At 40.2% G+C, this 9,620-nt stretch carries 7 protein-coding genes; 2 read left to right on the top strand and 5 right to left on the bottom strand.

The features are described from left to right. Positions 1 to 209: 209 nt before the first annotated feature. Positions 210 to 2,579, top strand: a complete 2,370-nt coding sequence (locus tag HMPREF9073_RS09750; protein WP_009413570.1) for a TonB-dependent receptor — start codon at positions 210 to 212, stop codon at positions 2,577 to 2,579. 21 nt (positions 2,580 to 2,600) lie between these two features. Next, the gene (locus tag HMPREF9073_RS09745; protein WP_009413569.1) at positions 2,601 to 3,473 is read left to right on the top strand and encodes a DUF4249 family protein; all 873 of its coding nucleotides are present in this window, start codon (positions 2,601 to 2,603) and stop codon (positions 3,471 to 3,473) included. An 18-nt stretch (positions 3,474 to 3,491) separates the two neighbouring features. On the opposite strand, the gene HMPREF9073_RS09740 is transcribed toward HMPREF9073_RS09745, so the two are convergent. The 5 genes from HMPREF9073_RS09740 to HMPREF9073_RS09720 all read right to left on the bottom strand — a co-directional run bounded on the left by HMPREF9073_RS09740 (position 3,492) and on the right by HMPREF9073_RS09720 (position 9,428). Further along, a complete protein-coding gene (locus HMPREF9073_RS09740) occupies positions 3,492 to 4,424 on the bottom strand; it encodes a PorP/SprF family type IX secretion system membrane protein (RefSeq protein WP_009413568.1) in 933 nt (310 codons plus the stop codon). A gap of 13 nt (positions 4,425 to 4,437) precedes the next feature. After that, positions 4,438 to 7,032: a thrombospondin type 3 repeat-containing protein gene (locus HMPREF9073_RS09735; protein WP_034555779.1), complete on the bottom strand. Its 2,595-nt coding sequence runs from the start codon at positions 7,030 to 7,032 to the stop codon at positions 4,438 to 4,440. Between the two features lie 14 nt (positions 7,033 to 7,046). Further along, positions 7,047 to 8,120, bottom strand: coding sequence for a 3-dehydroquinate synthase (gene aroB, locus HMPREF9073_RS09730; RefSeq protein ID WP_009413566.1), 1,074 nt, complete (start codon positions 8,118 to 8,120; stop codon positions 7,047 to 7,049). A 79-nt stretch (positions 8,121 to 8,199) separates the two neighbouring features. Beyond that, positions 8,200 to 9,099 (bottom strand): YafY family protein, encoded by a 900-nt coding sequence (locus HMPREF9073_RS09725; protein ID WP_009413565.1) that lies wholly within the window; start codon positions 9,097 to 9,099, stop codon positions 8,200 to 8,202. Positions 9,100 to 9,122: 23 nt separating this feature from the next. Continuing rightward, complete coding sequence (locus HMPREF9073_RS09720) at positions 9,123 to 9,428, bottom strand: cyclic-phosphate processing receiver domain-containing protein (RefSeq protein WP_009413564.1); 306 nt, start codon at positions 9,426 to 9,428, stop codon at positions 9,123 to 9,125. Between the last annotated feature and the right edge of the window lie 192 nt (positions 9,429 to 9,620).

Raw genomic sequence — 9,620 nt, 5'->3', positions numbered from 1 at the left:
TCCCCGATTAACTAATGCTAATCGGGGAGTTTTAGATATTTACAGATTCCCTAAAAAACAAGTGAAAATAGAAATCAGCAATTAGTTTTACACTAACTGCTGACTTTTTTGTATAGGAAAAGCTTCTTTTGGTATAGAGAAATAGAAACTTATTTTGTATCAAAAGTTTTTATTCGTATCTTTGCCCCTGAAAAAATAATAATTATCTTATGAAAAAGTGCTTATTGCTACTTTTTTTAGTAGTAACAACCGCTGTGTTTGCACAACGCAAGTACACTCTTAGCGGTTCTATCTCCGATGCTTCTAATGGCGAAAAATTATTAGGGGTAAACTTCATTGTCAAAGAACTCCATACGGGTACTTCTACGAATGAGTATGGATTCTATTCTATTACTTTACCCGAAGGTAAATATACTATCGTGATTGAATATATAGGCTTTGGTACTCACCAAGAAACTATAGAGCTTAACAAAAATATCCGTAGAGACTATAAACTAAAACCTGAGGCTATAGAGCTTAAAGGCGTGGAACTCAATGCGCATTCTGTTCCTAAAGCGGCTGTACGCAAACCCGAAATGAGTGTAGCTACCATTCCTATTACTACCGTCAAGAAACTTCCTGTGCTTGTAGGTGAGGTAGATATTATCAAAACCTTAATGCAAATGCCTGGGGTGAGCAATGCAGGCGAGGCTTCCTCAGGGTTCAACGTGCGTGGTGGCGCTGCCGACCAGAACTTGGTACTCCTTGATGAGGCTACCATCTTTAATGCTTCTCACCTCTTTGGTTTCCTCAGTGTCTTCAATGCCGATGCCGTGCGTGATATGAAGCTCTACAAAGGCGGAATTCCTGCGCGCTATGGCGGACGTATAGCTTCAGTTTTAGATATTTATCAAAAAGAAGGTAATAAGAACAAGTTTGCAGCGACTGGTGGTATAGGGGTACTTTCCTCACGCTTGCTTGCCGAAGGCCCTATCGTGAAAGACAAAGCCTCATTTTTAATAGGAGGGCGCGCTTCTTATGCTCATCTTTTTCTCAAATTGAGCGATAACGAAAATTCAGCTTATTTCTACGACCTCAATACCAAACTTTCGTACCAACTCAATCAAAACAATGCGCTCTATCTTTCTGGCTATTTTGGTAGAGATAGTTTTATACTCAGCGAAAACCTCACTAATACTTATGGCAATGCCTTAGTAAACTTGCGTTGGAATCACTTGTTTACTGATAAACTCTTCTCTAACCTCTCGGCTATCTACAGCAACTACGATTATAAGTTTGATTTTAGTTTTATTGATATGAAATGGACGTCGGGAATTGAGAATTTTAACCTCAAATACGACTTCAAAAACTATATTTCCGAAAAATTCAAACTTACTTATGGAGTGCAGGGCTTGTACTACATATTCAAACCAGGGAAAATTGTGCCTAAAACCTCAGCTTCTACTATCAAAGAACGCATACTCGAACATCGCTATGCTGCCGAAATGGGCTTCTATGCCGATGTAGAACAAAAATTAGCTGAAGCTCTTACGGTGTCTTACGGCTTGCGCTTTAGCAATTTCTACAGTTTGGGCAAACGCACCGTGAATATTTATCCTAATGACAATCCCGTGGGTTATAATGCTAACCGACAAGTGTATTACCAAGGTACTGCTATAGGTACTAAATACTACGGCAGTAACCGTATTATCGATTTGTACTCTAATTTTGAACCTCGTTTTACAATGAGTTATGCTTTTAGCGATACCAAATCAGTAAAAGCGAGTTATGCGCGCACTGCCCAGTATGTACACTTGATTTCTAACACAGCCTCTCCTTCACCTTTGAATGTTTGGGCGCCCAGCGATGAGTTTATCAAACCTCAAATCGCCGACCAAGTGGCATTAGGCTATGCCTCTAATGTTTTTGACGATAAATACAGCATAGAGGTAGAAACTTACTACAAAAAGGTGCAAAATCGTTTGGATTATATCAATGGGGCAAACTTAATAGCTAACGAAGCTATTGAACGTGTGTTGCTCTCAGGAGAAAACAGAGCTTATGGCTTGGAAGTGCTCTTGCGTAAAAATACAGGCAGACTTACCGGTTGGATTGCCTATACACTCTCAAAATCGGAAATGCAAACCAAAGGGCGTACCCCTGAAGAAATAGGTATCAACAACGGCGATTGGTATAATGCCCCTTATGATAAGCCTCACGACCTTTCTATTACAGCTACTTACGAACTTTCACCTAAATGGACGTTTGGCGCTATATTCAACTTGCAATCGGGATTGCCTGCAAACTACCCTATAGGGCGTTATTCTTACTTAGGACAAACTGTCCCCGATTATAGCAAGCGCAACGAATACCGCTTACCTACCTATCACCGTTTAGACTTATCGGCTACCTATACTCCACAATCGGATAGAGCAAAACGCTGGAAAAGTGAGTGGGTGTTTGGTGTGTACAACGTGTATAACCGCAAAAATGCTGTGAGTGTTTCTTTCCGTGAGAACGAAGATACGCATCGCAATGAAGCTGTTAAGCTCTCCATCTTTGGTATCATTCCTAGTGTAACTTATAACTTTAGTTTCTAATCCTATAAATAGTAGAATAAAATGAAAAACCTTTATATCATACTCCTCAGTGCCTTTGCTTTGACTTCTTGCGAAGAAGTTATTGATTTGAATTTGGATACTGCTCCTAAGAAATTAGTGATTGATGCAGCTCTCGACTGGAAAAAAGGAGAAACCAAAGCCTACCCAATAGTTGATATCAGTTATACTGAACCTTATTTTGGTGAAACGCACTCACCTGCGATAGATAATGCAGTGGTGAAGATAGTTTCGGGTACCCAAACCTACAGTCTTACCCTTTGGGATGGTACCACAACTATCACTTCCGATAATCTACCTGAATTAAAAGGAGGTAGTCGTTATGTATTTCCTGCGGGTATCACCCCTGAGTTAGGCAAAAACTATGAATTGATTGTAGAACTCAACGGGCAAACTTATACCGCCAAAGATAAAATGCTTGAAGCCCCCATAATACCTTCTAACAGAATTGTACAGAAAGAAAACGGAGGCTTTTTAAAAGACCGCAAAGAGGTGCGTTTCTATTTTGATGGTATCAATGATGGGGTTGCTAATGCTTATTTAGTTAAGTTGTCGCAGAATAATACTTCTAAAACTATTTATGGCACCTTAGACGATAATTACATAGCTAATAATAAATTCTTCTTTGTATTAACAGGAGTAGATAACAAAGAAAAACTCAAAAAAGATGATGTAGTACATATTATTCTCTACCGCATTCATCCTCAATATAAGGAGTTTGTGCAAATGCTCGTTCGATTATCAGAAGGACAAAGCCCATTTACTATTCCTACGCGCCCCATAGGCAACATCGTGAATACAACTAACAAACGTGAAAACCCTCTCGGAGCTTTCCGCGTTGCCCAATACACTACACTTCAATATACAGTAAAATAATCGCCCGTGTGGCTCACACTACCATTTGAATTGAACTAAGAACTCGTGAGAGTTACGCGATTGCAAGTTGAGATGGGTTTGGAAGTAACTTTCAAACCCATAACCTATTGCTACATAATAATCAGGAATTTCAAAGAATACATAAGCATTTACTGCCTTATCAGTGCGATAAGTGACTCCTAATTCGGCGCGATTAGCAAAATTGCCTGCTACAGTAAGGTCGATAGAAGGTTTTTCACCTTTGCCAAATCGCGTTTGGAAACGTGGTTTTACAGTGAAATCGGTAGCTACACGCCAATAATAGCCCACCATAGAATAGAAGAACATATTATTGGCAATAGAAGTCATTACTTCGTTATCCATACGCACTTTATCAGAAGCTAACATATTAGGAATTGCCATACCTATATAGAAATCAGGATGGTCGTAGTAGAGTCCTGCACCAAAGTTGGTTTGAAACTTCCCTGAAATACTTTGCAAATAAGGGTCGTTGTAGTAAGTGGGGTGCATACGATTCCCATTAGGGTAATACATATTGTACTTATTGTTATAGGTGCGCAAATCACTGCCATCTACATTGAAAAAATCTCCCCCAAATTTTATACCTCCTATTAAATTAGAGTTGTAAGTAATAGGAATTGAGTAGGAAAAATCGGCGTAGATACCGGCTTGTTTCTGTATAAAAACTTTGTTATTAGCAAGCGAAAGTCCTACCCCTACGCGATCGGAAAGGCGGTGAGTGGTGAAGAAAGTTTGCGTTTGAGGCGCTTCAGTCATTCCACGCCATTGGTTGCGTATATCCACCGAAATGGTGTGCCCTCTCTCTAACCCTACAGCTGCTGGGTTTACCAAGTTTTGGTGCTGATAATAGAATATATAAGAGGGGTCTATAGTTTGTGCTTGAGCCACACCAGCGAGCAATAAAGCAGCACTTAAAAATATCTTTTTCATAGTTTATCTTTTGCTAATAATTGATGTAAATCCAGTATTTAGTTTGTTTTTCGTCAGAGCCATCAATGCTAAATATCGCTATATACGAGCCTCGTGCTACCAATGTTCCGTTAGACATTTTGCCGTCCCATTGGTTTTTATAGCCTCTCGCTTCATATACTAACTGACCTAAATTATTATATACATAAAGAGTGTTGTTAGGATATTTTTCGGCGTGAGCAATCGTATAAGTATCGTTGATGCCATCACCGTTAGGAGTAAAGGCGTTGGAAATGAGTACGTAATCTACCTGAGGGTCTTCTTTATTGGGGATGCCATCCCCATCAATATCATCATCACAAGCATCGCCTATACCATCACTGTCGAGGTCGGCTTGATCGGGGTTGTAAATCAGCGGACAGTTGTCTTGAGTGTTAGGAATGCCATCACCATCGATATCGTTGTCGCAAGCATCGCCTATACCATCGTTGTCGAGGTCTTGTTGGGTAGTGTTAGACACGGTAGGGCAATTATCGAATGCGTTGAGAATGCCATCACCATCTATATCATCGTCACAAGCATCACCTATGCCGTCGCCATCGCTATCTTTTTGGTCGGGATTGGCTACAAACGGACAGTTATCGACGCTGGACATTATACCATCACCATCGGTATCTTCATCTTCTTTTATAGTGATAGTACCCGCATTTACTGCTAAAAAGATATTCTCTTCAGCTTTGATCATAAAACGCCCCTGAGTAGTTTTTAGATTTGCAGGTATAGTTACTTCAGCTTTGCCATTATTAGGTAAGCCAGTAGCCAAAGTATGTGAGAAAGTAGCTCCGTTATCAGTAGAAAAGAGTATTTTCACTTTGTTTACCGATACGGGGGCTTTATCGGTATTGGCAACATCCCATTCAATCTTTACTTTCTGTCCTACAATCCAAGTGCTATTTTGGTTGTGAGAAGTTACTTTAAAAGGACCTGCATCGGCACTTACTACAACCTCAATGGTTTTATAAACAGTATTTCCCGTTTGATTACTTGCCAAAGGACGGTCGATTACCATAAACGTCCAATGAAGGGTGCGCCCTATGTTGAGTACCGTTTCCCAAGCATCTCCTTTTCTGGGGTTTTGCTGGGTGAGTGTACCTGCCACAATGCGCTCTAAGCGAGGTATATAACGATACGATTGTGCAGAGGGTTTCATAGAGCGGGCTGTAGCTCCCGAACGCATCGTAGGTGAAAAATTATAGTTGCCAGATTCAGTGTAATTATCACTTTCTTCCCACGTATACAATAGCGCATCGCCATCGGCATCGGTAGCAGTGCCTTCTAATAAATAGGCAGTGCTATACGGAATGGTATAACTTTTTAGATTAGGGATTTCAGGAGGTGTGTTACCTGTAGAATTTTCAGTAGCACAAGATTTCCTTTGCAGGTTATTTGTAATATCGTACACAGTGCGGTGGTGTAAATAAGGGTCGGCGTGTTGTTGCACGTCGTAATCGCGGCTAACACCTGCATAACTCATTATGGTAGTGCCGCTTCCTGGTTCCATTTGTGAGCCAGAGCCTAACTCTCTGCGGTATGAAAAAGTATGTCGTGCTCCCATTTGATGTCCTATTTCGTGAGCGACTACATCTATGGCAAAAGCACTGTTAAGGATTCCTCTTCTTCCAAATGGATAAGAGGAAAAAGCTTGTCCTTTTTCACCACTTTCACACACACAACCTATGCAACCTGCATTGCCACCATCATTACCATTGTGGAATAAGTGCCCTATATCATAGCTGGCACTACCTATTTTATCATTAAGTACTTGTTGTAATACATCAGATCTATATTCCCAATATTTGTATTCAATATCCTTAAAAGGGTCTGTATTTTTATTATCAAAAACGATGCTATCGTCTGAAACCAACTGAAAGGCTATGGAAAGCTGTTGTCCATACACTTCATTCACTTTGTTTAAGATATTGACAATCTGTGCAAAAGCGGCTGCTTTTCCATTGAAATATGTGGTGAATGAATAGGTACAAGCAATGGCAATTCTAAAAGTGCGATGCACATTAGCGCTTGAAAAAGTAGCGCGTTGTAATGCTTGGCTTTCTGCTACAAGTGCAGGTACATCCAAAGTTTTGCAGTCTACCAAAGGTTTTTCGGTATTTTCATATTTATAAACTCTGTAGTGAATGCCCTCTTTATCTTCGGTTTCTACAAAACTATAGTGCAGATTTTTTTGCATAATAGCGTCCAATCCATAATCATCGCTCCACGTAAAGCGGATATGCTGGGTTGCATCGTCTACCCCCTTTCCTACAAAGGTTTTAATAGAAGGAAATTTGCGTGCTACCGCTTCCGAGAGCACTTGAGTAGGGGTAATATAATATTTGATGAGCTTCCCCTCGGCATCAGGAATAGCAACGATAGCAGCACCTCTGCTTGTTTCGCTCGTTTGCAACGCACGCGCAAAGGCAGCTTTATCCAAAGTGAAATACTGAAAAGAAGGGTCGGTGGAATGAGTGTCGCGCTGGGTAGTGAAATTGGTTTTGCGCCAATAACTTTGTGCTGACACTCGTCCTACCCATAGAGAGCAAAATGATAAGAAGATTAAAAAATGTTTCATCTGGTTATGAGTTATTAACTGAGGTAATATTCAAAGGCTTTGTAAATTTCTTCAAAAGGAACAATACAGTCGATTTTTGGTTTGCCAATGGCTTCTAAAAGCACGAAATAAACATTGCCACCCACGTTTTTCTTATCAAAACGCATCAGCTGACAAATATCGGTAATTTCTTCATTAGAAAAAGATTGTTTGGGGAAATATTCGGCTAAAACAGCTTTGATATGATCGCATTCAGCTTGCGGGAAGCCCAATTCTTTTACTGAGAGATAGGTGGCAAGCACCATCCCAATAGCAATAGCTTCTCCGTGTAACAAGCGTTCTCTTTCTGGGTTTTGCAAGCAATACGATTCTATGGCGTGCCCTAAGGTATGACCATAGTTTAGCTTTTTCCGCAAACCTTTCTCGGTAGGGTCTTGGCGTACAACCTCATTTTTTATCACTACCGATTCACGAATGAGCACTCCCAAATACTCTGCAGGAAGTTCATTTAGCTGACACATTTGTTGCCAATATTCAGGCGAACTGATGAGACCGTGTTTGAACATTTCGGCCATTCCGCTGCGGAGTTCTTCGGCAGGGAGTGTTGCCAAAAAGCGAGTATCGACCACTACCCCTAACGGATTGTTGATCACTCCTATAAGGTTTTTTAAAGCACCTAAATCTACCCCAGTTTTACCACCTACCGAGGCATCGACCATTGCCAGCAAGCTCGTAGGTACATTGATAAAATCGATACCGCGCATAAAAGTAGAGGCGACAAAGCCCCCCAAATCGGTAACAACGCCCCCACCTATATTGATGAGCAACGACTTGCGGTCAGCCCCCAATTCAGAAAGGGCATACCACACTTGGGTACAAGTATCGATGTTTTTATTGGGTTCACCCGCTTCTATTTCTATGATTTCTAAGGGAATATCGGTAGCCAAATCGGGGAGGAATACCGGCAAACAGTGTTCGTTAGTATGGCTATCTACTAAAAGGAAGAGCTTAGAAGTACGGCGTTCAGCTATCAAATCATTGATAAAACGCGTTCCTTTTTCGTTGAAGTATATGCAGTAGTTCTGTGCTTCAATTGTAGTGTTTCCCATAAGTTTTTTATTTCTAATGGGCAAAGGTAAGAAATAATTACGAATTACGAGTTATGAACGACGAATTTTTTTCTGATGACTAATACTGTTCGTAAGCGGCTTTATGGTAGTGAGCAACCTCATCAGCTAAAGATTGAGGTGCGATAACCTTTACCGAATAGCTAAACGAACAGAGTTTCATCACCAAATCGTAGGGAGCTTTACCATTAGGAAAAGCAAGAGTGAGTTGCACGCGTAGTTCGTCCTCATTATCTATTAGAGTTACTTGAGAAGGATGTAGTTTTAGCGATTTGATATACTTACCTTGTTCATAATCAAAGGAAAGTACTACCTTTTGCAAGGGCTCACCTTCAGCAATGGCAACCCCATAGAAATGATCAAAAAACGACTCCATATCTATTTTTTTGCGTTTCACTTGGATGTCGGTTAGCTCTAAATTGCTGATACGGTCGAGAGCAAAAGCTTTGAGTTTGATAGGCTGTTTGTTATCAGTCGCAATGAGATACCAACGACCTTGATATTCTTTCACTGCATAAGGCAGTACCTGATATGCTTTAGTAGTTTCCCAGCCAAAGGAAGTATGAGTAAAGGTAATCAATACATTTTGAGAAATAGCTGTAAGGATAGGGTCAAGCATTTCCAAGCCTTTTTCAGGTTGTGCTTCTAAGAGGAGAGTGCCCGTATTTTTTGCCTTGCGGTGGGCATCAACTAACAACAGATGGTCTAATATGCTTTGTTTATTGGCAATGCTATCGGGGTTGATAGCCCATACTTTTTCCTTTGTATTAAGGGTGATGTCAATACCAAAAGCGATGTATATATCGTCGAAATCCCTGCGAATAGTGCGGTTACTGAAAGCATATTCATCGCCTTCATCAGCCAAATAATCGGCAATACTCTGAGCCGATAGCCCATTTTTATGAGTAGTAAGCAATCTAATGATATGCACCAAACGTGCTATTTGGATAGGTTTTGCCATAATAAGTGAAAAGTGTTAAGTAATTAAATTGCGTTTAAAATTGTTTTTTGTTGTTCTTTGAAATTATTTAGCAACCGCTCAATATTTTCTTTGCCCACAGGGTTTTGGCTATGTACTGCAAAATCAGGCAAAGGCAACTGACGGTCTAAGCAATAATCCACCAAATATTTAGCACAATCATAGCCCGAAAACTCTTCGCCCAAATCGTGGTCAAACGAGATAAAATCAGGCAATCCTTTGCACTTGAGGTAAGCTACAAAGTCAGTGTAAGAATACACGCGCTCAAAGCCTTCAGGAGTAGGGCGGAGGTCGTCTAAATAAAGATTCATTGTATTACTTTAAAAATAATGCTGCAAAGATACAATATTAAATGGACAAACTATGACCGATGATAAAAAAGACTGTCTGAAAAGTCTTTAGAAGCACGATTGCACCACACACTTTTGCAAACTTTAAGAGTTTACAAAAGTTAATTATAGTGATAGTCAAATACTTTCATTTAAATTGTAAGAAAGATTTGC

Origin of the sequence: Capnocytophaga sp. oral taxon 326 str. F0382 (assembly GCF_000318295.1) — a bacterium.
GTDB lineage: Bacteria > Bacteroidota > Bacteroidia > Flavobacteriales > Flavobacteriaceae > Capnocytophaga > Capnocytophaga periodontitidis.
This window is presented reverse-complemented; position numbering and strand designations above follow the sequence as displayed.

Bases quoted from the DNA above. Each gene is read 5' to 3' on its own strand.
- HMPREF9073_RS09750 (WP_009413570.1), top strand. From the start codon at position 210: ATGAAAAAGTGCTTATTGCTACTTTTTTTAGTAGTAACAACCGCTGTG.
- HMPREF9073_RS09745 (WP_009413569.1), top strand. From the start codon at position 2,601: ATGAAAAACCTTTATATCATACTCCTCAGTGCCTTTGCTTTGACTTCT.
- HMPREF9073_RS09740 (WP_009413568.1), bottom strand. From the start codon at position 4,424: ATGAAAAAGATATTTTTAAGTGCTGCTTTATTGCTCGCTGGTGTGGCT.
- HMPREF9073_RS09735 (WP_034555779.1), bottom strand. From the start codon at position 7,032: ATGAAACATTTTTTAATCTTCTTATCATTTTGCTCTCTATGGGTAGGA.
- aroB (WP_009413566.1), bottom strand. From the start codon at position 8,120: ATGGGAAACACTACAATTGAAGCACAGAACTACTGCATATACTTCAAC.
- HMPREF9073_RS09725 (WP_009413565.1), bottom strand. From the start codon at position 9,099: ATGGCAAAACCTATCCAAATAGCACGTTTGGTGCATATCATTAGATTG.
- HMPREF9073_RS09720 (WP_009413564.1), bottom strand. From the start codon at position 9,428: ATGAATCTTTATTTAGACGACCTCCGCCCTACTCCTGAAGGCTTTGAG.